The 24,377-nt window shown below is 63.4% G+C and carries 24 protein-coding genes, 2 tRNA genes and 2 pseudogenes; 10 read left to right on the top strand and 18 right to left on the bottom strand.

Annotated elements, in window-relative coordinates; genetic code table 11:
- Positions 1 to 38 precede the first annotated feature (38 nt).
- From AB5K84_RS18835 to AB5K84_RS18815, 5 genes are all read right to left on the bottom strand, one after another.
- Complete coding sequence (locus AB5K84_RS18835) at positions 39 to 728, bottom strand: hypothetical protein (protein ID WP_441232558.1); 690 nt, start codon at positions 726 to 728, stop codon at positions 39 to 41.
- On the bottom strand, positions 725 to 2,416 hold the full coding sequence (locus AB5K84_RS18830; RefSeq protein ID WP_441232557.1) for a restriction endonuclease subunit S: 1,692 nt from the start codon (positions 2,414 to 2,416) through the stop codon (positions 725 to 727). Before AB5K84_RS18830 ends, AB5K84_RS18835 begins: the two co-directional genes overlap by 4 nt.
- Positions 2,413 to 3,867, bottom strand: coding sequence for a type I restriction-modification system subunit M (locus AB5K84_RS18825; RefSeq protein ID WP_148777107.1), 1,455 nt, complete (start codon positions 3,865 to 3,867; stop codon positions 2,413 to 2,415). Before AB5K84_RS18825 ends, AB5K84_RS18830 begins: the two co-directional genes overlap by 4 nt.
- A 3-nt stretch (positions 3,868 to 3,870) precedes the next feature.
- On the bottom strand, positions 3,871 to 6,306 hold the full coding sequence (hsdR, locus tag AB5K84_RS18820; RefSeq protein WP_441232556.1) for an EcoAI/FtnUII family type I restriction enzme subunit R: 2,436 nt from the start codon (positions 6,304 to 6,306) through the stop codon (positions 3,871 to 3,873).
- Between the two features lie 358 nt (positions 6,307 to 6,664).
- Positions 6,665 to 6,750 (bottom strand) — tRNA-Tyr (locus AB5K84_RS18815).
- A 207-nt stretch (positions 6,751 to 6,957) separates the two neighbouring features.
- Here AB5K84_RS18815 and rlmB point away from each other — a divergent pair.
- The gene (gene rlmB, locus AB5K84_RS18810; RefSeq protein ID WP_162603601.1) at positions 6,958 to 7,788 is read left to right on the top strand and encodes a 23S rRNA (guanosine(2251)-2'-O)-methyltransferase RlmB; all 831 of its coding nucleotides are present in this window, start codon (positions 6,958 to 6,960) and stop codon (positions 7,786 to 7,788) included.
- 115 nt (positions 7,789 to 7,903) lie between these two features.
- Here the strand turns inward: rlmB and AB5K84_RS18805 are convergent, their stop codons facing one another.
- A complete protein-coding gene (locus tag AB5K84_RS18805) occupies positions 7,904 to 8,383 on the bottom strand; it encodes a hypothetical protein (protein WP_028175994.1) in 480 nt (159 codons plus the stop codon).
- Between the two features lie 44 nt (positions 8,384 to 8,427).
- The gene (locus AB5K84_RS18800) at positions 8,428 to 8,913 is read right to left on the bottom strand and encodes a hypothetical protein (protein WP_011088249.1); all 486 of its coding nucleotides are present in this window, start codon (positions 8,911 to 8,913) and stop codon (positions 8,428 to 8,430) included.
- 306 nt (positions 8,914 to 9,219) lie between these two features.
- On the opposite strand from AB5K84_RS18800, the gene AB5K84_RS18795 reads away from it, so the two are divergent.
- Complete coding sequence (locus tag AB5K84_RS18795) at positions 9,220 to 9,672, top strand: hypothetical protein (RefSeq protein ID WP_011088250.1); 453 nt, start codon at positions 9,220 to 9,222, stop codon at positions 9,670 to 9,672.
- Positions 9,673 to 9,835: 163 nt separating this feature from the next.
- A tRNA-Thr gene (locus AB5K84_RS18790) sits at positions 9,836 to 9,910 on the top strand.
- A 19-nt stretch (positions 9,911 to 9,929) separates the two neighbouring features.
- On the opposite strand, the gene AB5K84_RS18785 is transcribed toward AB5K84_RS18790, so the two are convergent.
- The 5 genes and pseudogenes from AB5K84_RS18785 to AB5K84_RS18765 all read right to left on the bottom strand — a co-directional run.
- On the bottom strand, positions 9,930 to 10,343 hold the full coding sequence (locus AB5K84_RS18785) for a GFA family protein (RefSeq protein WP_038967514.1): 414 nt from the start codon (positions 10,341 to 10,343) through the stop codon (positions 9,930 to 9,932).
- A 276-nt stretch (positions 10,344 to 10,619) separates the two neighbouring features.
- A complete protein-coding gene (locus AB5K84_RS18780; RefSeq protein ID WP_162603602.1) occupies positions 10,620 to 12,455 on the bottom strand; it encodes an outer membrane protein assembly factor BamB family protein in 1,836 nt (611 codons plus the stop codon).
- 102 nt (positions 12,456 to 12,557) lie between these two features.
- The gene (locus tag AB5K84_RS18775; protein WP_110116425.1) at positions 12,558 to 13,271 is read right to left on the bottom strand and encodes a class I SAM-dependent methyltransferase; all 714 of its coding nucleotides are present in this window, start codon (positions 13,269 to 13,271) and stop codon (positions 12,558 to 12,560) included.
- Between the two features lie 80 nt (positions 13,272 to 13,351).
- A pseudogene (locus AB5K84_RS18770) lies at positions 13,352 to 14,072 on the bottom strand (class I SAM-dependent methyltransferase).
- A 245-nt stretch (positions 14,073 to 14,317) separates the two neighbouring features.
- A pseudogene (locus tag AB5K84_RS18765) lies at positions 14,318 to 14,662 on the bottom strand (methyl-accepting chemotaxis protein); the annotation flags it as partial.
- A 213-nt stretch (positions 14,663 to 14,875) separates the two neighbouring features.
- Between AB5K84_RS18765 and AB5K84_RS18760 the strand changes: the two are divergent.
- Positions 14,876 to 15,094, top strand: coding sequence for a hypothetical protein (locus AB5K84_RS18760; protein WP_038967516.1), 219 nt, complete (start codon positions 14,876 to 14,878; stop codon positions 15,092 to 15,094).
- A gap of 3 nt (positions 15,095 to 15,097) precedes the next feature.
- On the opposite strand, the gene AB5K84_RS18755 is transcribed toward AB5K84_RS18760, so the two are convergent.
- The gene (locus AB5K84_RS18755; RefSeq protein ID WP_028175886.1) at positions 15,098 to 15,277 is read right to left on the bottom strand and encodes a hypothetical protein; all 180 of its coding nucleotides are present in this window, start codon (positions 15,275 to 15,277) and stop codon (positions 15,098 to 15,100) included.
- Positions 15,278 to 15,380: 103 nt separating this feature from the next.
- Between AB5K84_RS18755 and AB5K84_RS18750 the strand changes: the two genes are divergently transcribed.
- Together AB5K84_RS18750 and AB5K84_RS18745 are read left to right on the top strand one after the other, a co-directional pair.
- Entirely contained in the window at positions 15,381 to 15,770 is a 390-nt protein-coding gene (locus tag AB5K84_RS18750) for a hypothetical protein (RefSeq protein ID WP_038967517.1), read from the top strand.
- Positions 15,771 to 16,076: 306 nt separating this feature from the next.
- Complete coding sequence (locus tag AB5K84_RS18745; protein ID WP_011088256.1) at positions 16,077 to 16,331, top strand: hypothetical protein; 255 nt, start codon at positions 16,077 to 16,079, stop codon at positions 16,329 to 16,331.
- A gap of 21 nt (positions 16,332 to 16,352) precedes the next feature.
- On the opposite strand, the gene AB5K84_RS18740 is transcribed toward AB5K84_RS18745, so the two are convergent.
- From AB5K84_RS18740 to AB5K84_RS18725, 4 genes are all read right to left on the bottom strand, one after another.
- Positions 16,353 to 16,595 carry a DUF6719 family protein gene (locus AB5K84_RS18740; RefSeq protein WP_011088257.1) on the bottom strand — a complete coding sequence of 81 codons (243 nt, stop codon included), beginning with the start codon at positions 16,593 to 16,595 and terminating at the stop codon, positions 16,353 to 16,355.
- 254 nt (positions 16,596 to 16,849) lie between these two features.
- Positions 16,850 to 17,557 carry an outer membrane protein gene (locus AB5K84_RS18735; protein ID WP_441232555.1) on the bottom strand — a complete coding sequence of 236 codons (708 nt, stop codon included), beginning with the start codon at positions 17,555 to 17,557 and terminating at the stop codon, positions 16,850 to 16,852.
- Between the two features lie 286 nt (positions 17,558 to 17,843).
- Positions 17,844 to 18,278, bottom strand: a complete 435-nt coding sequence (locus AB5K84_RS18730) for a hypothetical protein (protein WP_171463780.1) — start codon at positions 18,276 to 18,278, stop codon at positions 17,844 to 17,846.
- A gap of 196 nt (positions 18,279 to 18,474) precedes the next feature.
- Positions 18,475 to 18,843, bottom strand: a complete 369-nt coding sequence (locus AB5K84_RS18725) for a His-rich protein BRANT (protein WP_162603604.1) — start codon at positions 18,841 to 18,843, stop codon at positions 18,475 to 18,477.
- Positions 18,844 to 19,095: 252 nt separating this feature from the next.
- On the opposite strand from AB5K84_RS18725, the gene AB5K84_RS18720 reads away from it, so the two are divergent.
- Positions 19,096 to 19,638 carry a tetratricopeptide repeat protein gene (locus AB5K84_RS18720; protein WP_028175881.1) on the top strand — a complete coding sequence of 181 codons (543 nt, stop codon included), beginning with the start codon at positions 19,096 to 19,098 and terminating at the stop codon, positions 19,636 to 19,638.
- 108 nt (positions 19,639 to 19,746) lie between these two features.
- Positions 19,747 to 21,132: a serine hydrolase domain-containing protein gene (locus AB5K84_RS18715; RefSeq protein ID WP_162603605.1), complete on the top strand. Its 1,386-nt coding sequence runs from the start codon at positions 19,747 to 19,749 to the stop codon at positions 21,130 to 21,132.
- Here AB5K84_RS18715 and AB5K84_RS18710 read toward each other — a convergent pair.
- Positions 21,122 to 22,684, bottom strand: a complete 1,563-nt coding sequence (locus tag AB5K84_RS18710) for a S10 family peptidase (RefSeq protein ID WP_028175879.1) — start codon at positions 22,682 to 22,684, stop codon at positions 21,122 to 21,124. The two genes, AB5K84_RS18715 and AB5K84_RS18710, sit on opposite strands and share 11 nt — an antisense overlap.
- Positions 22,685 to 22,931: 247 nt before the next feature.
- Here AB5K84_RS18710 and AB5K84_RS18705 point away from each other — a divergent pair, with 247 nt between their 5' ends.
- Entirely contained in the window at positions 22,932 to 23,711 is a 780-nt protein-coding gene (locus AB5K84_RS18705; protein WP_038967522.1) for an NAD kinase, read from the top strand.
- Between the two features lie 109 nt (positions 23,712 to 23,820).
- The gene (locus AB5K84_RS18700) at positions 23,821 to 24,366 is read left to right on the top strand and encodes a response regulator (RefSeq protein WP_008549760.1); all 546 of its coding nucleotides are present in this window, start codon (positions 23,821 to 23,823) and stop codon (positions 24,364 to 24,366) included.
- Positions 24,367 to 24,377 lie beyond the last annotated feature (11 nt).

The following is a 24,377-nucleotide window of genomic DNA, read 5'->3' as shown; positions in this document are numbered from 1 at the left end:
GTCCGCCAAGGATGAAGCTATCATCCTTGCCGCCAGCGTTAACTTCGGCCTTCTATCCCCATGAGGCGCAATGCATCTCGCATAAAATCTACCGGGCTATTCGACAGATCGGCGAGCTCTTTGATCTTGAGGCCCTCCGAGTCCCATTGATCCACCTGCGCCTTCTGGCGTCGATATCGATGAAAGCGTTCCCAGATGAACGCCAGCATTCCCGCCCAGCACAATTGAGTGACGTGGGGATACGCCTTCGTAATGTTATCGCTTCGATCGCGCCCCACCGCCACAAGACGAATACGAAGCGCGGCGCTCCGGTGGGAGCCCGCCCGATAGATATCTGCCGCCGCAGCTTCGATCCGGCCGGATGGTAGGCATCCGATCGCTGCCAGTACCCGATGGACGTTCTGCCGATCAGCTCGAGTCCACGGACCATTCAAGGTGCAAGGTTGATTTGTCTTCACTTCTGCAATGACGATATCGATCAGATCGTCAGAGAGCGCGAGCTTCTGTACGTCGTCCGCCATGATGTCGTTCGGATCATCGAATAGGCGCTCGGCACGAAAGGGGAAACGAACCGCCAGCAGATCGGCGTCAGTCCGCTGGCCGCCACGCCCTTCGGGGTGAACCACAAAGTTCTCAATCTGGAAAAACCCATTCAATCGGAGATACCAATAGGCCACCTTCTCAGGATCGAGGCGGTTCATTTCGGGGCGCGCCGGCGCGCGGCTCATTCCGCCGCCTCCAGTTTGCGATCATCGGTCGGCGCCAGCGCTTCGGCCAGCAGCGCGTCGAGCAAGCGTCGGCGGGTGGCGGCCGTAGCGGTGAGGCACGCCTCTAGACGGTCGCAGAGCGCCACCAGCGAATCGACCTTGGCGACGATGCGGTGTTGTTCCGCGAGTGGTGGGAGGGGCAGAGGCATCGTGGCGACTGACTTCGTGTTGAAGTGTGTGAGAGCCACGCCGACCGACCCTGCTTCAACGTGCAATGCTGCCAATGAGTTCAGATAAAAACATAGAAAAGTCGGCAGAACGCATTGAGGGCGCTGAACCACAACCAGATCAGAACAGTTTGCTTCCGGAATTGTCTCCGGGATAACGCAGGCCGTCCCTACGTTGCCCGATCTCACGACGACAACATCGCCTGGCACCAAAGCTGACTTGATTATCTTCTTATGAAAGTGCGGCGAGATATAAATCAGCCCTTCTTCTCGAAACCGGTTGGCGCGAACATTCTGGCTTCGAAGAAAGGGGATACCAATATCGACGTATTGGTCCTTCATCGGTCCGACGTATCCAACAGTCACCCGTTCACACGTGTCGGCGATCCGGGTCCACGCCCAACCGACTGGAGCCTTAAACATCTGCCCACGTGCGTCGGACATGCCCGCTGTCCAATCGCGTCCCCTCTGTCCCTTCGACTTTTGAGCTAAAAGTTTATCAAGCAGTTCCGACGCTGGTTCGTCTTTCGGGTCCTGCGGTACCAGCTTTCCGAAAACTGCGAGCTTGAGGATGGTTTGGCGCAGTTGCTGGATCTGGTCGGGGCGTGTGGTGAGGGCGGGCAGCGCGTCGAGCGCAAAGCGGGCATCGGCCTGGAAGGTTTCGGAATCTGGTGCGCTGAGGCGGGTGAGACTCGCCGCCTCCAGCCGATCGCGCACGCTCTCACGGTCTCCCCGCGCCGCCTCCAGCCGATCGCACAAACGCATCAACTCATCGAACTTGACCACGATGCGGCGCTGCTCGGCGAGTGGTGGAAGGGCGATCAAAAGGGCTTCGAGTTTGCCTTTCGTAATATGTTGAAGACCAACACCCCCGTGCGCCTTGGCAATCATTTCGTCCAGACGGCCATTGATCGCCAAGCGCAGGTAGAGTGGATCAAAGGCATTGAGGCGGAAATCGCATCGAAAGATGTGCTGGTTTAATACCGCTTCGCCACGTTCCCAGATGAAAGCCCCGAATGAGGTGCCGGGCGTACCTGACCAGCTTATTAGAAACGCGCCGTCGTTGATTAAGAACCGATCTCGTACCATCGTCGGATCGCAATAGTTAAACGGCGCGTCGGGCCGATTAAGATTTTGAATCCGAACAATTTTGATGCCAGACGGTTTCCAATCGGTCGGCTTGAAAGCCATGCCATTAATTAGCTCAAGATGGTCTCCAATCCGTACCCAGAGCCAATTGGCGGGAAGATCGTACTCGGGATCTGACGTTTCGTTGTTGTCCGTTCGGCTTTCTTTAAATGACGCTTGCGGTCGACCTTTGTCAGACCGCCTCAGCAATTCCGACGCCGGCTCGTCGCCCGCATCTTGCGGTACGAGTTTGCCGCGCACGGCCAGATCCAGAACGAAGCGGCGCAGGCGGGCGATCGCGTCGGGCGCGTCGGCGATCTCGTGATAGTGCGCCAACAGGCGTTCAGCGTTCATCGCGCCAGCGCCTCGGCGAGGATCACCTTTAATTGGTCGCGCAATGCACCCGTCTCAGCCTCTGCGGCGGCGAGTTCCGCCAATAGCGCTTCTGGGTCTCCATGATCATCTGCCACGGCATGCGGATTCTTGATGTCGAGATTATAGCCGCGCGCTTTCACCTCGTCAGCTGTCACGCGCCATGCCTGCGGAGTTTCCTCGCGGCCCTTCCGCTCCTTGCCACCCCACCAATCGATACAATCTCTGAAATGCTCCAGTCGGATTGGCTTGGTCATGGAATAGGCCTTTTGGCCTTCGGGCACGCGGTGTTCGTAGAACCAGATGTCCTTAGTCGGCGTGCCCTTCTCGAAAAATAAGAGATTGGTACCAATCGAGGCATAGGGCTTGAACACGGAGTTGGGTAGGCGAACGATGGTGTGGAGGTTGCATTCCTCCATCAGATGTTCCTTGAGCCGCGTCTTCACGCCCTCACCAAACAGTGTGCCGTCGGGCAGCACCACAGCGGCGCGGCCATCTGCCTTGAGCAGGCGCACGATCAGGGCGAGGAACAGATCGGCCGTTTCCTTGGTGCGGAACGTCGGGAAGTTGTTCTCAATGCCGTCTTCCTCGCGGCCGCCGAACGGCGGATTGGTGAGCACAATGTCAACGCGCTCATCCTTGCTCCATGAAATCAGCGGCCGGGCCAAGGTGTTGTCGTGGCGCACGAAGCTCGGGTCCTCGACGCCATGCAGCAGCATATTGGTGACGCAGAGCATGTGTGGAAGTTGCTTTTTCTCTACCGCTCGCAATGCGCCGTGCATCTTTTCGCGCTGCTTGGGCGTTTTGACGTAGTTCTTCTCCATGTGACGGATAGCACAGGTTAGGAAGCCGCCAGTGCCGCAGGCGGGATCGAACAGGATTTCACCGGGATGTGGGTCAATTCGGTCGGCCATGAAGGCGGTGACGGCGCGTGGTGTATAATATTCGCCAGCGTTGCCCGCCGATTGCAGATCGTTGAGCAGTTGCTCGTAGAACTCGCCGAAATGCCTTCGCTCGTCGAGATTGTTGAAGTCTACTTCATTGATCTTGTTAACGACCTGCCGGATGAGGTGGCCGGACTTCATGTAATTGTAGGCGTCCTCGAACACGTCACGCACCACGCGGCGACGGTCGCCCGGCTTGCCGGTGAGTTTCAGCTCTTTCAGCGCCGGAAACAGCTCGTCATTGATGAAACTCAGCAGCGGCTCACCGGTCATACCCTCGGGGTCCGCCGCCCAGCTGCGCCACCGATATTGCTTCTGGATTGGCGAGCGGTAGCCGTCTCTCGTCAGTTCGAGTTCCTGATCCTGATCGTCAATGATCTTAAGGAAGAACATCCAGGTGAGCTGGCTGATGCGCTGTGCATCTCCATCGACGCCCACGTCCTGGCGCATAATGTCTTGAATCGATTTGACGGTGGTACGGACGATCATTGCCTACGCGGTCTCCTGATACAGTGCGGCCTGCATTTCGTGGACGGCCTTTTCGAAGCCCTCGCGGCCGCCGAACACGTTGATGAGTTGAACAACGCTGCCCATCGCGGTGAAGGGCGTCACCTTCAGCACGTTGGCATCATCGAGATTGAGTACGCCCTCGTCGCGGTACTTTTCAAGCAAGGCATCGAGCACGGCGCGGGCCTGTGGACCGTATTTGGTGAACACGTCGCGCTTCTTGATGTTCTCGGCCCGCTCGCGGCGCGTCAGCGGCCTCTTATCAAAGGCGACATGGCAGATCAGATCGAAAGGGTCAAGATTCTTGCCGAGTTCGTCCGCAATGGCGTCGAGCGCCAGGCCCTCGGCTTCAAGTTCCTCGATGATCACCTGTTTCCTTTCCGCCGATTTCCAACGCTTAAGGAAATCGTCGAGGCTGGCGAAATGCTTCTTCAGCGCAGTCTTGGTAAAATCGCGCAAAGTTTCCGTAACGAGCTTGCCATTCTCGTCGAGGTATTCGACGCGCTCGGCGATGATGCGCGCACCAACCCCATCGACATAAATTTTGCGGATCGAATCACCAGGCGGCAGCTGCAAGTCCGGCTGATCGACGACGGTTTCGTCTTCGTCTGGCGTGGGCGGGATTGTGTCGTCACCGGTTGTCGGCGTTGCGTCGGGTGGGATGATCGGATCGCCTTCACCCCGCTCATAAATTGGTACATCGCCATCGAAATCCGGGTCGGCAAAATGGCTTGTCGCGCCGCGAAAGTCGATCAACGTGAAGTAAAACTTCTTCATATCCTCATGAACGCGGGTGCCGCGCCCGACGATCTGTTTGAACTCGGTCATCGAGCCCACCGCGCGATCAAGGACAATCAGGCGACAGGTCTGCGCATCCACGCCAGTCGATAGCAGTCGCGACGTCGTGACCAAAACGGGATATTTCGATTCCGGGTCGATAAAATTGCCGATCTGTTCCTGGCCTTCCTTGTCGCTCCCGGTAATGCGCATGACATAGCGTTGGTTCTCGGCGACCAGATCGGAGTTTTCGTTGACGAGGGCTTGGCGCATCCGCGCCGCGTGCTCCTCGTCGACGCAGAAAATGATGGTTTTCTGAAAGCGGTCACCGCTATCCTTGAGAAATTCGGTGATCTTTTTCGCCGTCAGCACCGTGCGGTCGTCGAGCACGATGTTGCGGTCGAAATCCTTGGCGTTGTAAATCCGGTCCTCGATCACGTTGCCTTCGCGGTCGAGTTGGCCGAGTTCGGGGCGATAGCCTTCCACGTCGCGGTCGATGTGAACCTTAATGACTTTGTAGGGCGCAAGAAAGCCGTCGCTAATCCCCTGCTTCAGCGAATAGGTGTAGATCGGCTCGCCAAAATAGTCTGTGTTGGAAACATATTCGGTTTCCTTCGGAGTGGCGGTCATGCCGATCTGCGTCGCGCCGGAAAAATGGTCGAGAATTTCCCGCCATGCAGAATCCTCGGCGGCACTGCCACGATGACATTCGTCAATCACGATCAGATCGAAAAAGCCGGGCGAGAACTCGCGATAGAGTTTTTGGTGTTCCTCCGGCCCCGTAATCGCTTGATAAAGACCGAGATAGACCTCGAAGGCGGTGTCGATGCGGCGTTTCTTGTCGAGTGCCAGGGGCAGGTCTTCTTTGGTGCCGTCCTGCCGCTCGATGGTTTTGGCGTTGGTCGATAGCTTTGCCATCGCCCCGCCGAACGGGCGGAAGTCGTTCACCATCGTCTGGTCGATCAGCACGTTGCGGTCGGCGAGGAACAGGATACGTTTCTTGCGGCCTGCTTTCCACAGACGCCAAATGATCTGAAAGGCGGTTCTGGTTTTCCCGCTCCCTGTAGCCATCACGAGCAAAACACGGTTTGCTCCTTTCGCTATGGCCTCGATGGTGCGATTGACTGCGGTGACTTGGTAGTAGCGTTTGGCCTCGCCGCTGCCGTCGTCGTAATAGTCCTGAAGCACGATCTGTTCAGCTTCGGAGCTGATGCCCTTCCAGACGCGATAGCGCGTCCACAGATCGGCTGGTGAAGGGAAGGCATCGAGCCCAAGGTTCGCCTCGATCGGCAGGCTCTGGCCGGTGCGGTCGTGGAAGACGAAGCCGTCGCCGTTTGAGGCGAACACGAACGGGATGTCGAGCGTCGCGGCATAGTCGAGACCCTGCTGGATGCCGTCGCCGACGCTGTGGTTGTTGTCCTTCGCTTCAATCAGCGCCAGCGGGATGTTCGGCTTGTAGTAGAGGATGTAGTCAGCGCGCTTGGCCTTCCCACGGGTGACGAGTTTGCCGCGCACGATGATGCGGCCTTTGGTAAAGCCGACCTCCTCGCGGATTTGCAGTATTTCGTCCCAGCCAGCGTCGCGTAGCGCTGGCGTGATGTACTTCGTGCAAATATCTCGTTCGCTTAATGAGCGTTTGTCCATTGGTGGCAAGCTTTGTTGCGGCGCGAGGCGCGACAGGCGAATGCAATTTCAGGAAATGACTTGCCCCCGACCTCTCGCACCCCTCAATGAGCGAAAGTTGAGCATGAAACAACTTCATGCTGAAGCCCCCCCGCGACTGTCCTGCACTAGACAGTATGGATGATGCAGCGACTCGCCGTCGCCCTCGAGACCCACATCTGGGCTGGCGCATTCGCTCTTAGTCGAGGATCGCCTCGCGCGCGGAGCGATCTTAGTTCAACAATAAGTGGGGCTTGGAGTGGGGCTTGGAAGAAGGATTCTGATGGAGACGCTCTTCAGCGCCAGCTAGAAAATCGAAAATTTCCTAGTATTTTCAAGATGGTGGGGGAGGCAGGACTCGAACCTGCGAAGCCATGAGGCGGCTGATTTACAGTCAGCTCCCTTTGCCACTCGGGACACTCCCCCGCTCGACGGCAGCACAATCGGGCCGGACCTTGCCGGCGGACCGAAGACGGCCATGGAACGTGAAGGCCGCGACAGCCCGGATGGGGGCGCGACCGGGCGCGTTTATGGGCGAAGCGGTGGGGCAAAGTCAACCGAGGCGAACAGCTAAAATCGCCCTCGGAGGCGCTCAAATTGCCATATTCCGGGACCCGTGACACAAGCGAGCCCATGAAGGATCGAAAATTCACCTCCAAGGGCTCCCGCGGCGGGGCTAAGCCCTTCAACAGGCCCGGGAAATCGGCCGGCCGGCCGGCCTGGCGCGACCGTGATTCGGCACCCGACGGGCCGGTCATCCTCTATGGCTGGCACAGCGTCACCATGGCGCTGCAAAACCCGGCGCGGCGGATCCGCAAGCTGACGCTGACCGAGAACGCCGCAAGGCGCCTCGCCGAAGAGAATATCGAGACGCGCGTCACGCCCGAGATCGTCCGGCCCCAGGAGATCGACCGCCTGCTGTCGCCCGACGCCGTGCATCAGGGCCTGCTCGCCGAGGCCGATCCCCTGCTCTCACCCGACATCGAGACCTTGACGCCGGAGGGCATGGTGCTGGTGCTCGACCAGATCACCGATCCGCACAATGTCGGCGCCATCCTACGCTCCGCCGCGGCCTTCGCGGTGAAGGCGATCGTCACCACCGCGCGCCACAGCCCGGAAGCGACCGGCGTGCTCGCGAAAGCCGCCTCCGGCGCGCTCGAGCTGGTGCCCGTCGTGACGGTGCAAAACCTCGCCCGCGCGCTGACCGCGCTGAACGAGCGCGGCTTCCAGACCGTCGGGCTCGACAGCGAAGGCAGCGAGGACCTCTCAAACGTCGCACTGCGCGAACCGCTGGCGCTCGTGCTCGGTGCGGAAGGAAAAGGCCTGCGGCAATTGACGCGCGAGACCTGCAGCGTCGTGGCGCGGCTCGACATGCCCGGCGAGATCAAGAGCCTCAACGTCTCCAACGCAGCCGCGCTCTCGCTCTATGTCGGTGCGAGCCGGCTCGGGCTGATGAAGCGGTAGCTGCGGCCGCGGACGCAACTACGCTCCCTCGCCCCGCAAGCGAAGAGACACAAACAAGAAACGCCCGTCCGCATGACGCGGACGGGCGCTTCGAAAAACTCAACCGATCAAGTGATCAGTAGTAGCGGCGCAGCACGCGGTGGCCGCCATAGTACGGCGCGGGCGCGTGGCGATGGGCGTAACCATAGCGCGGGCCGTAGCCGTAATGCACGCGCGGCAGATAGCCGTAGCGCGGGCCATAGCCGTAGCGATACGGACGGTAGTACGGGCGGTGATAGGGATAGGCGGCGGCGCGATAGCCATAACCATAGTTGGCGGGGGCGACGACCGCGTCCTCACGATAGGTCGGATACGGCGCGAAGGCGCCCGGGCCGGTGTAGGTCGGGCCCTGGTTGACGTAGTAATACTGCGTGGTCGGCTCGGCGAGACGCTCATAGGCGCCATAGCCATAGCCGTAACCACCGCAACCGGTGTTGCAGCCGGAATAGACGGGCGCAACCGGCTGGCACGGATTGAAGCCGCAAGCCGCGGCCGGCGCGGCCCCGACGAACATCACGGCAGCCGCCGCGACCAGTCCCGAAATCATCTGACGCATTACTCTCTCCTGTTGATTTCCGTATCTCGGATTTTTGACGTTTCTTAACCCGGCGGCTTGCCGGGCACCTCGGCACGCGGCCGGGGCCGACGATGCTGCGGATTCACATTGATCTCCGGCGCCAGGATCACCGGCGGCGGATCGGCGGGCACGTCCATCTGCGGCGGCAGCGGCGCCGATTGCGCGCCCCAGCTCTGGTGGTAGCTCTCGGCCGGCTTCGGCAATCTGCGGTTCGCGGGCGGCTCGACCTCGAGCCGGCCGTAGCCGGGCCGCAGGCCCAGTGTCGGATAATAATGGCCGACGTCGTCGGGCTGCCGCTCGGCGATATAGCGTCCGCCATAGATCGTCGGCTGCACCTGGACGTTCTTGCCGAGGCCCCAGACACCTTCGACGACGCTATAGGACGCGTCGATGCCATTGATGATGATCGGCACGCCGGGGCGGCCGGGCACGACGATATCGAAGCCGCCGCCGGCAAACGCCGTCGCGGGCAGTCCGATCAGAAAGGCTGCGAGCGCCAGAGCGCGCATGGTGGGATCCCGGTTGTCTGGAACACAACCTAACCGATCGCGGCACAGAGAGGGTTAAGGCCGGCTCACCAAATGCCGGTAAGCCTAACGCGCAAGGGGCGCGGGCCGCTCAAATGCCGCAAGCTGCGCTAGCGAAGCGTTAACGCGGCGCAAGCTCGCGGCAGGTGCCGGAGCGAGCAAGGTTGCGTGGCACAAACTTCACATCCTGGGCGGGCTCACGTCGATGTGACCTCACAGGCGAGAATCCGCGGAACGACTGCCAGAGGTCGCACTTAGCACAGGTCTCAACAACATGGAGAAAATGCCATGACGAGCCTGAAGCTTCTTGGCTTGGCCGCGATCGTCGCGTCCACGCTGGCAACACCGGCCTTCGCGCAAGCGACAGTCGACAATTCGGGCCGCTGCACGGGGCTCTTCCAGGATCCCAATTGCCAGAATCTCGGTCCCGGCAATGCGACCGCCGACCGCGCCTATCGCCGCCGGCACATGGCCCGCGGCCAAGTGAATCCGAATGATGGAACACAATCGGGCTTCTGGCCGCTCGATACCGCGGGCGCGGTGGCTGGTGCGGCAGTCGGCACCGCCGCAACGATTGCGGCTGCACCGTTCCAGGGCTGGGGCAATTCCTACGCGCGCTATGACAGCGGCGGCCCCGCCTGGTACGGCAACTGGGACGCCTACGCAGCCCGCAACGGCATCGTGTGCAGACCCGGCACATGGTTCAAGGGCGAAGACGGACGGCGGCACCTCTGCCAGTAAGGCCCCGGCCATCAGGCTGAAAGCTTGCAGGCGGCCCGACGGGCCGCCTGTTTCTTGCCGGCGAAACGCCACTGCCAGGTTCTGGCACTTTCCGACCAAGTCTGATATTGCGACGCCCGAGCGGGCGGACAACTCCGGCACATGCCGAGCCCTGCCCCGCGTCGCCGGCTTAGCTCAGCGGTAGAGCAGCGGTTTTGTAAACCGAAGGTCGGGGGTTCAATCCCCTCAGCCGGCACCAGCGCTCGAGGCGGGAGCACTCAGTCCGAATTCTTCTGCGCGCTGCTCTGCTGGAAATGCTGGGCGCCGGTGATTTCCACCCAGGCATGTTTCGACTGCTCGAAAACCGATCTGATCGGTGCCGGATAGTTTGGATCCGCGATGGCGCCAACGGCGACGCCGATCATCGCAGGCAGATTGTCGGGTTTCCACCAGACCGTTGAACCGCAGTCGGGACAAAAATAGTTGCGGACCTTGCCGCCGCTTGCGGCTGTGCGGACGTATTCCTTCGACGCGCCTGAGATCGTGACGGCCTCTGCCGGATAGAAGGCACCGACACCGAACGGCGCGCCTGTTCGCCGCTGGCAGTCAATGCAATGGCAGGCAGCGACGAGGCTTGATGGCCCCGGAAGCGACAGCGCAAGAGCGCCGCAATTACATCGGGCGTCGATCATCGAAATTCCTTCCTCTGGGTTGGCCGGCGGGTCCTGCGGCCCGGATGGAGTGGAGCGCAATACGGGACGGTGTTCCCGCATTCCGCTGCTTGGAGCGCGCTACGAAAGAGCTGTGCCCGTGTTTGAGATGCGAGTTGGATTGACCATGACTTCTCATCTTGCTCCGTCACTGCGAGCGCAGCGAAGCAATCCAGACTGTCATCGCGGAAAGACTTTGCGGTTGTTTCGCTACGCTCGCGATGACGAGTTGGTGGAGCGATGCACCTATGCTCGCCCTCACTCCTTCCCGACCTCGAACGCCAGCAGCACGTTGCCGGCCACGCCGCTCCACTGGCCGTAGCCGGAATTGGTGTAGAGCATGCCGCCGGCGATGACCGGCCCGGGGCCGTCGATCGCGCCGCCATGGGCGGGGACGCCGTTCACGGCCGTATAGTCTCGCGCGGTATCGAACTCCCACAGCAGCTTGCCATCGGCTGTGGCGTAGGCGCGCAGGAAGCCGCTGACGCCGCCGGAGAACACGACGCCGGGGATCAGGCTGACCGCCGCCGACAGCGCGGGGCTGCATTGGAGGCGATCGCCGCAGGCGACGGGAGGCACTTCCATCGCAATTTTCCCGCTGGCGAGATCGAGACCGAACAGGCCTCCACCTTGGGTGGAATCCAGCCGCCGCGTGCCATCGTGCAGGAAACGCACGTCGGAGTTCGCGACGTAGATGCGGTCCTGATCGGCGGCCGAGCCCCATTCGCTGCCGCCGAGCGCACCGCCCTTCCCGATCCGCGTCTGCCACAGGATCTTGCCGCCATCATCCGGGTCGAGCGCATGCACGACACCGGACTTCTGCGCGATGGCAAGAACACGCCTGCCATCGCGCAAGGTCACGAGGATCGGCGACTGGCCGAAATCGTGATCGGGGCCGTGCTCGTCAGGACAATTGGTCCTGTCCGCGCCGTAGCATGCCACGATGAAGGCGTCCTTCGGGGTCGCCTGCTGCTTCCAGAGCAGCTTTCCGGTCGCAAGCTCGAACGCGAGGATCGCATCGGCGGTTGCGGCCGGCGGATTCGAGTAGGAATTGCTGGTCGCGACGTAGACGGCGTTGCGCTTCGGATCGACCGTCGGTGCCGACCACACCGCGGCGCCGGACGGGCCGAACAGCTGCGTGCCTTTCGTATTCTTGCCGGTCGGATGCGGCACTTCCGGGATCGTGTAGGCCTGCCACACCGGCTTGCCGGTCACAACCTCCAGCGCCACCACGCTGCCGCGGAATGTGCAGCATTCGTAACTGGCTTGCGAGCCGGCGGCCTCCTCGAGCGAGGACACCGGGACGTAGAGCACGCCGGAGTGCAGCGTCGGCGCGCCTGTGATGCGCGCGGCCGGATGCTCCTCGACCTTCGTTTTCCAGATCAGTGCACCGGTCAGCGCGTTCACGGCATAGGCATTGGCGCGCAAGTCACCGAAGAAGATCACGAACTGATCGGTGCCGGGAAGCGGCGCGAAGCTGATCGCTGCGCGCACCGCGGCATCGGTCGCGAATGTCCACAGCGTGCAGCCGCTTCGCGCATCGAGCGCGTGCACCTTGCGGTCGGTGCCGCCGATGAACAGCAGGCCGCCCATGATCGTCGGCGGCGCAAAGGACACCGAGGCGCCGGGAAAGGCGTAAGCCCATTTCAGCCGCAGGCGCGGCACCTCTTCCGCGGTCAGCCCCGCCATGTCGGCCGGCTGGAAGCGGCTGTTGCCAGCGTCGACGCCCCACCCGTTCCAGCGTGGACCGTCAAGCGGCTCTGGAAAGCCGCGGACCTGCGTGCAGCGTCCTTCCGCATCGGCTGCGACGCCGCCGGTCGCAGTCTTGCCAGTGACGAAGGAAGCAATCGCGCGGCGTTCCTCGTCGCTGCGCTCCTTCGCCATCGCTGCCATGCTGCCGGTGGTCAGTGTCCCCAGCACATGATCGAACGACATTCCCTGCATGGCGCTACGGCCCGGCACACGGCTTTGGGCATCGCCGCCATCGTGACATTGCGCGCAGTGGCTTGCGTAGAGCGCAGCGCCCTCCTGCTGCGCCAGCGCCGGCGCGCAGCACCAGATCAGCATGGCGGCAATCGCAACACTCGGTCTCATGGCGTGCTCCGGAATCGTCACCGCAACGCGAGATGGCTTCATGCAACCCAAAGTGTAGCGCGACGGCATTCGCGGAGGCAACGGGCGTCCCGCGTGCGTCCGTCACATCCCCGTGGCAATGCGGATGCGATCGGGCAATTCATCCAGCCGCCAGAGCCCGAGGCTCTTGTCGCGCCAGCCACCGCCGCCCTCCTCGCAGCGCTCGTTGATCAGTTCGCGCGGCGCCGGCCAGTTGAACGGCGCCGTCGCCATGTTCAGCGCGCGCCAGTCGCCGTCCTCGCAGTCGCGATTTGCATCCCATTCGGGAAACGTCGTGACCAGCAGGAAGCGCGCGCCGCTCGCACGAAAGTTCGTGACGGCGCGAGCGATGTTATCGAAGCTCAAATGAACCAAGCAGTCACGGCACAGGATCAGGTCGACGGCCGGCAGCGCATCGCGCGTGATGTCTGCAATGAGAAAGCGGCCGGACAATTCACCGCGCGCCACACGCTCTTTGTTGGCCTCGATCAGCGACGGCACGATGTCGATGCCGGTGTAGTCGAGATCGAGCTTCATGCGGCCGATCCAGCCCGCATCGCCGCAGGGCGCATCCAGCAGCGAGCGCGCGCCGAGCCGTTGCAGCAGTGCAGGAAGCACGTCCCGGATCGCGGCGGTGGCGGGATCCTCCGAGCCGAGGCCCGAGACCGAGCTGGCCGCGCCCCACAGGTTCGTCTTCTCGATCCGCTCGAACCGCGCGGCGAGATCGAGGCCCGCAAAATTCTCGCGGTCGGCAGCAAAGCGTTCGCGGGCGAGCACGGGCGGACGGTTGGGGATCATCGGACGCTTCCAAATCCAGATTCCATCGCGAGCGCAGTCTACACGCGAAACGTCGCGTCAGAAATCACAGGCCTTTCCACTCAAGCCGGCTTCTGCCACTCCATCATGTGAAAGTAGGGTCACCCGGCGATGAAGGTCGTTTCTGCGGGGGTCGCCGCTTGTGGGCTCCGGTTCGACAAACAGTCGCAGCTGGAGGCCGTGGTCGAGCAGCAGCGTCATGTAGGTGCCGAGCGGACGATGCCAGTTCTGGAGCCGGATGCCGCGCCAGCTCAGCCAGATCGGGCGCTCGTCCATGTAGTGATCGATGGCGAAGCGCATCTCGCCCTTGCGGTCACGTGCCCAGCCGTCGGGCTGGCCCGCGGTGTTGAAGCTGGTCAGATTGGCGATGAGCAGCGTGCCGCCCGGCCGGAGCGCCCCCACCATCTTCGCGATCGCCGTACCGAGATCGGGAATGTCAATCAGGCTGAGATAGCTGACCACCAGATCGAAACACGCATCGATATCCATCGTCTCGGCACGACCGAGCCGATAATCCCCGCGGGGGTCGAGCTCCCTAGCGCGCGCGAGTAGCGCCTCGGTCGGATCGATGCCGGTGGTGCGGATGCCGGCGCGCTGCATGATGCGGCAGAAGCGTCCCTCCCCGCAGCCGACGTCGAGCGCATTGCGGAAACCGCGGCCCTCGATCCGCGCGCGCATCGGCGCATCCAGCACGAAGCGGCGGCCGTAGTCGCCGTCCTCACCCTGCTCGATGATCCAGGCGGCCGCGGACGCGGCCCAGCCGTCGTCGACATCGTCGGTCATGGGCTGCCTTCGAAGGGGCGCGGACGCCGAACGCCGCGGGGACGGCTACTGATCACAGATTGGATCAGAATTCAACATCAGGTAGCATGCGCACCCGATGCGCCCTACCACGCCCAAAGAGAAGGCCAGGATCGCCGCCGGCGCGATTACGGCCGTCGTCATGACGGCCATGCTGTTCGTCATCGCGCTAGCGTTGCTGCTGCCGCAATAGAGACTCTTGGCGCGGCGGATGCCGCCGCGCGGACTCAGGCGGCACGCACCGTCCGGAGGAATTTTCCGACTTCGTCCTTCAGCCGGTTGCTGTCGGTCGCCAGCATCTTTGCGGTCGAGAGCACCTGCAAGGAGGCCGAGCCGGTTTCGGCCGCGCCGCGCTGCACGTCGGTGACGTTCGAGGAGATCTGCTGGGTGCCGTGGGCGGCCTGCTGCACGTTGCGCGAGATCTCCTGAGTCGCGGCGCCCTGCTCCTCGACCGCCGCGGGAATGGTCGAGGACACTTCCGAGAGCCGCTCGATCGTCGCGGAGATGTCGCGGATCGCGTTCACCGATTCCTGGGTCGCGGTCTGGATGCCGGAAATCTGCAGGCTGATCTCGTTGACCGAGCAGGACAGCTCTTCCGTGGCGGTAGCAACCGACTGCACGGACCATGTCGCGGCGACGCTGCTCGGCCGCCTGCTTCTCGGCTTCGGCCTGCGCCGCCTTGAGCCGCTCCACTTCGAGTCCGTTGGACTTGAACTCTTCGACCGTCCTGGCCACGTCGCCGATCTGGTGCGGAACCAAGCACGTACGTCGCTCGTTCTTGCCCCATGCGGATCAGGGCAGACCATCGAGACATATTCTTGCTGGGGGCGGTGACGCTGTGCTGCGTCGTCGTAGCCGGCGCTCTTGCGCTGTACGAGCCCGTCTTTGGACAGGCTCCGGAGAGGCAGGTCGCCGACAGCAGGCCGGTCGAGGCCGCAGCCCCGGCGGCGGTCCGGGTGGTCGGTGCGCCCTTCGTGCCCAACGTCAACCCGCGCGAGCGATAGCACTCACCTCTGGGATGTGCCCTTCGGAGACGTGCCCTCGCCCTCCCCGGGCTGGCCATGGGCCCGCGCCAATTCCTCGGCGAACGCGATCACCTCCGCCCGCTTGTCGGGCGGCAGCGACAGGAACGCGCGAACGAGCCTCAATCCTTCGGCTTCATCCGCCTGCTCTTTTCCGGCATCCATCCGCCCACTGTCGGGCGACCGGGAAAAATATGCAATCCCTCGGAGGATATCTTCTTGATTCGTCCCTCGAGCTTTGGTGGAGTACCCCTAACGGGGGTGGCCCATGAAGTGGATCCGAGAGCGCGACGCACTGATCGCGCAGACACTGGCCTTCGTCCAATCGGTAACCGGCAAGAAGGATGACCTCCATCCGCCGGAAAGCCCGCCTGCTGCATTCGCGGTGACCACGGAAATCGTGACCGTGCAGGCCATCGCGATCGAAACCGACCCGCCACCGGCCGTATCTCCGCCCGCCCCTCAAGCTCGGCCCGTCCAGGTCCCGCCGCCCCGCACGGGTGGCGATTTCCGTACCGAGATGCAGGCCAGGATCGCAAATTTCCGCAAGCATCAGGAGCGGTTCGAGCGCGAGCGCGAGGAATATTGTGCGGCGACCCTGACAAAAGTCCGCGCCGCCATCCGCGACGCCGGCCCTCCTCCACCGGCCGCCAAGTAAGGCAGGCCGTCCGTCTGGGGACCTACAGCCAGGACCAAACCAGCCAAAGATTGGCTGCGCAGGCGCCGAGCAGCGCCACCGTCAGCGGCAGGAGCATGTGCCCGCAGGAGGTTTTCAGGTCGCTCGTCATGGCCGAAAACATCCGCTGATTCCGGCCGGAGAGTCCCAGGGATTCTTTTTTTGGAGATTCAGGACTCGTTTACGACTCAAGGACCCCGGGGCACCGCGATCACGGCGCCGTGATCAGCCGCCGGCCGGAACCCCTCGCCATTGAAGTCGTTAACGCGCTTTCCGGGAGCGGGAAGAATGCCCTACGCCCTGTTTTGCAACGATGCCCAGATCAGCAAGGCCTATCCTGATGAGTCCGACGTCTGGAAATTGGCGCAGCGGAGCGGTCTCGTCGTGGATGTCAGCGCCGACGACAACCGTGCCGGGCCGCGGCGTGTGCTCGACAACGACTACGAGATTAAGCCCTGCCGGGCAGCGCAGGGCGAGGACCCCGCCACGAACAAGGCGGAGGCCGAGCGCCAGTCCAGGATAGAGCTTCAGTTGAATTTGTGAGGTCGGGCCGGAAGCCGGGGTTCAGGGCGTCGCGGTCGCCAGCGATGCCTGCTCGCCGGCCAGCGCCACGCAGGCCTTGCGGCGGTGCAGCCCGCGGATCGCGCCGGTGACCTTCAACACCTTGCCGGACGGACAGGACGCGTCCTTGACGAAGGCCACCTCGTAAGGTGCCAGCATCAGAGGCTCGGATTTGAGGATTGTTTGAGCAGTGCACGGCCCGCCGACGAAGCACACGAGCACCGCTGCCGACACCAAGATACGCATGACCGTCGTCCCACCAGCCCGATAATTCTCATATAACGCGTTCCGGAGCGCGAGTTCCGTAAGCGGCAAAAATTATTTTTGCTTTACGCCAGCCCCATGACACGCGTGAGAAGGCGCGCGCCGGAATGTTTGCTTGCAAATGACGCGCCAGATGGTTCACGCAAAGCAAAGAACCGGCCGCCAGCACGGGCCGGCACACGAGAAAAGGCCGGCGGGAGCCGGCCTTTGTCGGAGCTGGGATTGCCGCTGGCGGGTCAGTAGCGCGAGGCTGACGGACCACCCCAGCCGAAGCGGTAGTTCACACCGACCTTGACGGTATGCTCGTCCTCCCGGCCGCGGACGCCGACGATGTCGGCCGGCCCGGAGGTGAAGGTGGTGCTGCCGAAATTGTAGTACTGGTACTCGGCCTTGGCCGACCAGCTCGGCGCGAACATGTATTCGAGGCCGGCACCGACGGTGTAGCCGTCCTTGTTGTTACCGGTGGCGGTGAAGCCCTGCGGCACGCCGGCGACGTTGACGCCAAGGCCGCCATTGCGCCAGGCGTAACCACCCTTGGCGTAGACCAGCGCCGGACCCCAGGTGTAGCCGATCCGGCCAGTCACCGACCCGAGCTGGTCGGTATTGGACGTCACCTGCGTTCCCAGCGGGAACGTGACACCGTTGTTGTTGGTCGGCAGCCAGGAATACTGGGCCTCGACACCGACGACCCAATTGGGCGCGAACTGGTAGTCGAAGCCACCCTGCACACCGCCGAGGAAGCGGGCGTCGCTCGACTGGAAGCTGCTGTCGCCGGCGAACGCGCCGCCGACATGGCCGCCGATGTAGAACCCGGTCCAGTTGTAGATCACCTGCGGCGGCGTATAGGCCGGTGCCTTGGTATAGGCGTGCGGCTGCATGTCGGCCGCTGCGGCCGGCGCGGCCAGCGCAAGCAGAGCGACTGCGCCCAGCAAGATCGTTTTCATGATCATCCCCGTTCTTTCAAATTCGACACTCAGGAAACAACGTGGCGTGAATTAGGTTGCTTCGCGGCGATGCCGGAACGTTGATCGTTCGCTACTGTGACGGGGTGGCAACATCGCGATTTTGTTCCGTCACGTTGCCCTGCACCGGCTGTTTTGTCGCCTGCGCAAGGCTTGCCGTAACAATCTGTCGCAAGGCGAACCCGCCCCGTTCAAAGCTCGCCAAAATGTGATCCAGCGGCTCCGGCGACTGCAGTCCTAGCACCAGCCGATGAAGGCGGGCTTTGCGCTACCGCATCATCTTTTCCAGTTCCGGAAAGGGTGCGTAAACCGCACCGGTACAGAGCTCGCTGGCGCGATCGAGGACACGGTCGGCCCGTCCGTTGACGAAGACGACGACGCGCTCGCGCATGCCCTTGTAGCTGCCGTCGGTCTCGCGGGGCGTGAAGCGCAGGCAGCTCACGTAGAACTGCCGGCCGCCGAGCTCGCGCAACACCGGCTCGGCCATGCCGGCCTCGCGCACGCCGACCGGATTGTTCAGATAGGCGCGCATCAGGGCGAGCGTGTCACCGCGGAAATTGTCGGGAAAAGGCTGAGGACCTCCAGCCTGGGTCCCATCCATCAGGGTTGGACGGTCACCGTCGCTGCCGAAACACGCTGCGAGCGCCAGCGGCAATGCCAGGATCAATAGCAGGCTCACCGCACGTTTCGCCAATCGCCCCACAGGTCACGCTCTCCGCTCGCTCAGACTCGGAGATGTTCTAGCCCCAAGGTTGCACGAAGGGAATTCGCTTGCAGGCGCACCGGCCCGCCGCCGGTGCCTTGCGCTTTCGCGCAAGGCACCAAGACAGCGGACCGGGCCTGAATTCCGCACGCGGCGGCGGGGCAATGCCAGGGATGCCGCCGCGCGGGATCAGTCGTTAGCTGCGCTTCTCGGTCGTCACCGGCTTGGTCGCGTCCGGCTGCGCCTTCAGCGACTTCTTGGCCGACAGATGCTTGTGGTGATGGCGATGCGTCCGCACGGTCTTGTGCTCGTCGGGCGTGACCGCGGCGTTCGCATTCATCGTCTTCGACTTGGTGTCGACCTTGGCGTCCGCCTTGACGTCGGCGGCCTTGGTGTCGGCCTTGACGCCGGCATCCGGTTTCGCGGCGGTGTTCGACACCTTGGTCTGGCTCTGGTCCGCCTTGATCACCGGCGCGGTCGTGGTGGTCTTGTCGGCCTCGGCGGCGAAGGCCGGGGCTGCGATCACGGAAGCTGCGAGCAAGGCTGCGGAAATGGTCTTCAACATGGTTGATCTCCTCTTGGAAGGATCTTCAGGCGGGCGCCCTCTCGCCAACCCTTCGATCGTAGGTGGGAGCCTAGGCCTCGCGCGCTGAACCCAGTCTGAAGCCGGTTGCAGGCTTCCGTTCATCTGGATGACAAGTTTGTCATCTGCCCAGAGGCGAATAGATCGTGCGAAGCGGGAATGTTTTCGCCCGTTGGGTGTTCCGGTCTTCGGGCAATCGTGTAGGATCGCCACGTTCCATACGGGAGAACTTAGATGCGCAAACTCTCAATGCTTCTGCTGCCGGGGCTCGTTTCCATGACGCTCGCAGCCGGGCCGGTGCTGACCAGCGCCTATGCCGCGGGGAGCGACGAGCCCTCGTCGCCGCCGAAGTCGGACACTTCGACCAAGAAGGGCAAGAAGAAGAGCTCGTCCGTCAGCGATCCGAAATTCCTTGCTGCCTATCGCACCGCCTACACCACGATCTACGACAATCATGACTACACCGGCGCGATCGATCAGTTGAAGTCGCTCAAGCGCGACGACGTCGCCGACGTTGCCAATCTGATCGGCTATTCCTATCGCAAGCTCGGCGACTACCAGTCGTCGAAGGTCTATTACGAGCTGGCGCTGAAGGACGATCCGAACCACGTCCGCACCTGGCAGTATTACGGCCTCTGGCAGCTCGAGCAGGGCAACCGCGAGCAGGCGCAGTATCACCTGAACAAGATCGCCTCGCTCGCCGGCACCGACAGCTCCGAGTATCGCTCGCTTGCCGCGGCGCTGGACAAGCCGACCGGCGCGACGCTCGTCTACTAAGCCATCCCGTTTCCGAACGACGCGAACCGGCACAACCTAGGGGTTGTGCCGGTTCTGCTTTCTCGGCTAGCCTCGCGCACCAATCCTCCCCTCGCAAATCGGTGCGCAATGGACACGTGGCTGCGATCCGCGATCGACTACATCAGCTCCTGGATCGAATTCCAGCAGACGACAATCCAGCAGCCTGGTGTGATCGTCGCCTTCGTCAATCGCGGCGATGTCGTTGCCGAGCACGCCTTCGGCCTCGCCAATCTCGACACCGGCGAGAAGCTCACGCCGCGCCACCGCTGCCGCATCGCCTCGCACTCCAAGAGTTTTACCTCGGCTGGCATCATGAAGCTGCGCGAGCAGCGCAAGCTCCGACTCGACGATTCCGTTGGGCAGTATGTCGGCGGCCTGCATCCGCGCGTCGCCGAGACCACGATCGCGCAACTGCTCTCGCACAGCGCCGGGCTGACGCGCGACGGCGCCGATTCCGGCCAGTTCATCGATCGTCGTCCGTATCTGAACGCGGACGAGTTGCTCGCGGAGCTGAAGCTACCGACCGCGATCGAGCCCGGCACGCGCTTCAAATATTCCAATCACGGCTTTGGCCTGCTCGGTCTCGTGATCGAAGCGGTGACGAAGCAGCCCTACACCGCCTGGATCAAGCGCGAGATCATCGAACCCGCGGGTTTGCGCGAGACCGAGCCGGACGCGCCGCTCCCCAAAGGTGCGGCGTTCGCACGCGGTCACACGCGAAAAGTGCCGCTGGGCGAGCGCTGCGTGATCCCCGGCGACAATCCCACACACGCGATGGCGTCCGCCACGGGCTTCGCCGCCACCGCCGCCGATACGGCGCGTTTCTTCGCGCAGCTCGCGCCCAACGCAAGAAAGAGCGTGCTGTCGGTCGCCAGCCGCCGCGAGATGACACGACATCATTGGCGTATCCCGCAGAGTTTCGAGGCCTATTACGGCTTGGGCATCGGCGCCGGCAAGCTCGACGGCTGGGACTGGGTCGGCCATGGCGGTCACTTCCAGGGCTATATCTCGCGGACCTGCGCCATTCCCGCCTGCGAGCTCGCGATCAGCATCATCAGCAACTCCATCGACGGCGCTGCGCCGTTCTGGATGGACGGCGCGATGCAGATCCTGCGAACGTTCAAGACCCGCGGCGCACCCGACCGGCGCGTACGCGACTGGACCGGCCGCTGGTGGACGATCTGGGGCGCGACTGACCTCGTGCCGATGGGCGACCGTGTGCTCATCGCCAACCCGCAGTTCAACAATCCGTTCATGGATGCCGGCGAGATCGAGGTGACCGGCCGCGATACCGGCAGGATTGCCGCCGCCGCCGGCCATTCAAGTCATGGCGAGCCGGTGCGCCGCGTCCGCGATGCTCGCGGCAAGGTCAGCGACATCTGGCTCGCCGGCGCCAACGTCAAGCCTGCGAGCGTCGTCGCCCGCGAGATCGCGCGCCAATATCCACCGCGCAAGCGTCGGCCTACTCCCTGATCAATCCCTCGACCTCGCCACGAAGCGCCTGCCGCGAGCCGTCGCGCGAATAGAACATGTGGCCGCCGGGATAGACGACGAACTTGATCCGCTGCGTCGCGAAGGCCGGCAACTGGTCGAGCACCCGCTTGGATCCGTAATAGGGCGTGGCGAGATCGAACAGGCCATGCGCGACCAGCACGTTCAGCTTCGCGTCGGCGGCGAGGACCTGCCGCAGATCCGACACCGACTGCGGCGGGTTGATGCCGCGGCCGAAATCCCACTGCCCCTCGACGGCGCCGTTGAGGACTTCATAGGAGCCGTCCGGCCGCCAGTTGAGCTTGCGTGTCAGGACGTCCACCGCGGCGCTCGTCAACGGCGCCTGGAGCGCGTCGCCCGAGGGATCGCCGAAACGCGAATTGCCCGAATCCGGATAGGGATCGAGGCCGCGGACAGAGGCATCGTAGCGTCCCGTCACCTTGCCGTTCTTGCGGTCGAACTCGCGGCGGAATTCACCGATGTCGAAGCGGCCGGCGAGCCTGCGGCTCACCGCCCGGTCGATGCCGGTGAGCTCGGCGACCTTGTCGGCAAGGCGATTGGTGGCCTCCCTGTCGGCCTCGCCCTTGACGAGGTCGGCCAGGAATTCGCCGCGCGCGTAAGCCTCGACGTCGGCGAGATCGGCGCGCTTGACGGGTCCTTTCGCCTCGCGCGCCACCGCCACATAGCTCGGCAGCGTTGCGACATATTGCAGGAGGCTGGTGCCGGTGAACTCTCGGAAGTCGAGCAGCGGCGACACCAGGATCAATCCCCTGACGCCGACGCCGTGCTGGATCTGCAGCTGGCGCACCACCTTCGGCCCGCGAATGCCGCCATAACTCTCGCCTGCAACGTATTTCGGCGAGACCAGCCGGTCATGCCTCTCGAGCCAGCGGCGGATCACCAGCGCGATCGCATTGACGTCACCGTCGACGGAATAGAAGGACTTGCGCGCGTCCTCGCCGGTCGCAACGAACCGGCTGTAGCCGGTGCCGACGGGATCGATGAAGACGAGATCGGTGAAATCAAGCCAGGTCTCCGCGTTCGGCTTCACCTCGGGCGAGGCCGATGGCGAAAGGGCTTCGCCATCGAGCGGCAGCCGCCACGGGCCCGCAGCGCCGAACTGCAGCCATGCCGAGGACGCGCCGGGTCCGCCGTTGAACAGGAACGTCACGGGACGCGTCGCGCGGTCTGAACCGTCGAGCTCATAGGATGTGTAGGCGATGTCGGCCAGCGGCTCGCCCTTGCCATCGAAAACGCGGATCGAGCCGGCGGTTGCGGCGAAGTTGAGCGTGCGACCGGGCAGATCGAGCGTCTGCTTCGTGGTCGAATCCGAGGGAAGACGGTGCGGCTCGGCGGCCGACGGCGAAGCTTGCGGCGCGCTTTGCGTGCCGCCGCCGCGTCCGCCTTTCTGTCCGGCCGGCGCCGCCGTCTCAGATCGCGGCTGCGGCGGATCGTCCGCACGCGCAAGGCCCGCAAGCGCGAAGGCCGACACCGCCAGCACCAGGATCGCGCGGCTCGGCAAACTCGTGGTCATGATCGTTCTCCCTGCCGGCTGTGAGCGCCCGGCGAGGCCAAAAGCCTAGCGCAAAATTGCGACGGTTTGGGGGATTGTGGACTCGAGGGCGCCCAAGGAGGCCGATCGGGCTCGAAACGACCCGGTTTCGTCCCGAATCGGCAGCCGCCCGTTTGCCTTGAAGGGCGGTCATCCTCGACAATGCAGGCCCGGGTGTATAGACGAGCCCGGCGGAACTTACTCGAGCCAGCGGCCCTGCCCGGAAGCCATGACCAAGCCAGCGCGCTACGACCGGATCGCCTTCGTCGCCAGCCCGAGCAGCGAGGCGCAGGCCGCCTTCGGCCAGCTCACCAGCGACTATGGCAATTGCGACCCGAACGAAGCCGACATCGTGGTCGCGCTCGGCGGCGACGGGTTGATGCTCCAGACGCTGCACCAGAACATGCACACGGGAAAGCCGATCTACGGCATGCACCGCGGCACGGTCGGCTTCCTGATGAACGAATACTCGACGCACGATTTGCGTGCGCGGCTCGAGGCGGCACAGGAGTCCGAGATCAATCCGCTGCTGATGCGCGCGACCGACGTCAACGACCGCGTCCACCTGCACCACGCTATCAACGAGGTCGCGCTGTTCCGTCAGACCTACCAGGCGGCACGCTTGCGGATCCTGATCGACGAGCGCGAGCGGATGCCCGAGCTGATCGCCGACGGCATCATGGTGGCGACGCCGGCAGGCTCGACCGCCTACAACCTGTCCGCCCAGGGACCGATCCTGCCGATCAACGCCGCGCTGCTGGCGCTGACCCCGATCAGCGCCTTCCGCCCCCGCCGCTGGCGCGGCGCGCTGCTGCCCAACACGGCCTATGTCGTGATCGAGGTGCTGGAGGGCGACAAGCGCCCCGTCGCCGCGGTCGCCGACCACGATGAGGTGCGCGACGTCCGCCGCGTCGAGGTGCTGTCCGACAAGACCATCTCGATGCGCATGCTGTTCGACCCCGGCCACAGCCTGGAAGAGCGTATTTTGCGCGAGCAGTTCGGGTACTGAGCCCCCTGCCCGGCGCCTTGACCGGCGCTTTGGGACGCCCGGTCGCAACCCTTCGTTAACCCCCGCCACGATATGGTTAACGAAGGTTGACCGCTCTGGCCCAGGCGTCATGTTCCGCATCGATTTCAACAAGCTGCGCTTCCTCGTCTGCGACGACAATCCGCACATGCGCCGCATCCTGCGGACGCTGCTGCATTCCTTCGGCGCGCGCGAAGTTTACGAGGCCGAGGACGGCGCCACGGCGCTGGAAATGTACAGCCACTACGTGCCCGACATCGTCATCACCGACTGGGCGATGCCGATCTTCGACGGGCTCGAGCTCGCGCAGATGATCCGGCAGCCGGAATCCAAGGGCAATCCTTACGCGCCGATCATCATGCTGACCGGCCATTCCGAGAAGCGCCGCGTCACGGTCGCGCGCGATGCCGGCGTCACCGAATTCCTGGCCAAGCCGATCTCGGCCAAGGGGCTCTATCAGCGCATCCTCAACGTGGTCGCCAATCCCCGGCCCTTCATCAAGACCAAGACCTATTTCGGTCCGGACCGGCGCCGCAACACCAACTCCGCCTATATGGGCCCTGAGCGCCGTGTCGGCGAAAAGCACGAGGTGCTGCAGCAGCCCTCGCTGCTCGACAAGGCCCGCTCCTCCATCTAGCGCAACGTCTC

Source organism: Bradyrhizobium sp. 1200_D9_N1_1, from assembly GCF_052075915.1.
GTDB classification, from domain to species: Bacteria; Pseudomonadota; Alphaproteobacteria; order Rhizobiales; family Xanthobacteraceae; genus Bradyrhizobium; species Bradyrhizobium diazoefficiens.
Note: the sequence above shows the minus strand (reverse complement) of the source record. Positions and strands in the feature narration are given on the sequence as shown.

Bases quoted from the DNA above. Each gene is read 5' to 3' on its own strand.
- AB5K84_RS18835 (WP_441232558.1), bottom strand. From the start codon at position 728: ATGAGCCGCGCGCCGGCGCGCCCCGAAATGAACCGCCTCGATCCTGAG.
- AB5K84_RS18830 (WP_441232557.1), bottom strand. From the start codon at position 2,416: ATGAACGCTGAACGCCTGTTGGCGCACTATCACGAGATCGCCGACGCG.
- AB5K84_RS18825 (WP_148777107.1), bottom strand. From the start codon at position 3,867: ATGATCGTCCGTACCACCGTCAAATCGATTCAAGACATTATGCGCCAG.
- hsdR (WP_441232556.1), bottom strand. From the start codon at position 6,306: ATGGACAAACGCTCATTAAGCGAACGAGATATTTGCACGAAGTACATC.
- rlmB (WP_162603601.1), top strand. From the start codon at position 6,958: ATGAAGGATCGAAAATTCACCTCCAAGGGCTCCCGCGGCGGGGCTAAG.
- AB5K84_RS18805 (WP_028175994.1), bottom strand. From the start codon at position 8,383: ATGCGTCAGATGATTTCGGGACTGGTCGCGGCGGCTGCCGTGATGTTC.
- AB5K84_RS18800 (WP_011088249.1), bottom strand. From the start codon at position 8,913: ATGCGCGCTCTGGCGCTCGCAGCCTTTCTGATCGGACTGCCCGCGACG.
- AB5K84_RS18795 (WP_011088250.1), top strand. From the start codon at position 9,220: ATGACGAGCCTGAAGCTTCTTGGCTTGGCCGCGATCGTCGCGTCCACG.
- AB5K84_RS18785 (WP_038967514.1), bottom strand. From the start codon at position 10,343: ATGATCGACGCCCGATGTAATTGCGGCGCTCTTGCGCTGTCGCTTCCG.
- AB5K84_RS18780 (WP_162603602.1), bottom strand. From the start codon at position 12,455: ATGAGACCGAGTGTTGCGATTGCCGCCATGCTGATCTGGTGCTGCGCG.
- AB5K84_RS18775 (WP_110116425.1), bottom strand. From the start codon at position 13,271: ATGATCCCCAACCGTCCGCCCGTGCTCGCCCGCGAACGCTTTGCTGCC.
- AB5K84_RS18760 (WP_038967516.1), top strand. From the start codon at position 14,876: ATGCGGATCAGGGCAGACCATCGAGACATATTCTTGCTGGGGGCGGTG.
- AB5K84_RS18755 (WP_028175886.1), bottom strand. From the start codon at position 15,277: ATGGATGCCGGAAAAGAGCAGGCGGATGAAGCCGAAGGATTGAGGCTC.
- AB5K84_RS18750 (WP_038967517.1), top strand. From the start codon at position 15,381: ATGAAGTGGATCCGAGAGCGCGACGCACTGATCGCGCAGACACTGGCC.
- AB5K84_RS18745 (WP_011088256.1), top strand. From the start codon at position 16,077: ATGCCCTACGCCCTGTTTTGCAACGATGCCCAGATCAGCAAGGCCTAT.
- AB5K84_RS18740 (WP_011088257.1), bottom strand. From the start codon at position 16,595: ATGCGTATCTTGGTGTCGGCAGCGGTGCTCGTGTGCTTCGTCGGCGGG.
- AB5K84_RS18735 (WP_441232555.1), bottom strand. From the start codon at position 17,557: ATGAAAACGATCTTGCTGGGCGCAGTCGCTCTGCTTGCGCTGGCCGCG.
- AB5K84_RS18725 (WP_162603604.1), bottom strand. From the start codon at position 18,843: ATGTTGAAGACCATTTCCGCAGCCTTGCTCGCAGCTTCCGTGATCGCA.
- AB5K84_RS18720 (WP_028175881.1), top strand. From the start codon at position 19,096: ATGCGCAAACTCTCAATGCTTCTGCTGCCGGGGCTCGTTTCCATGACG.
- AB5K84_RS18715 (WP_162603605.1), top strand. From the start codon at position 19,747: ATGGACACGTGGCTGCGATCCGCGATCGACTACATCAGCTCCTGGATC.
- AB5K84_RS18710 (WP_028175879.1), bottom strand. From the start codon at position 22,684: ATGACCACGAGTTTGCCGAGCCGCGCGATCCTGGTGCTGGCGGTGTCG.
- AB5K84_RS18705 (WP_038967522.1), top strand. From the start codon at position 22,932: ATGACCAAGCCAGCGCGCTACGACCGGATCGCCTTCGTCGCCAGCCCG.
- AB5K84_RS18700 (WP_008549760.1), top strand. From the start codon at position 23,821: ATGTTCCGCATCGATTTCAACAAGCTGCGCTTCCTCGTCTGCGACGAC.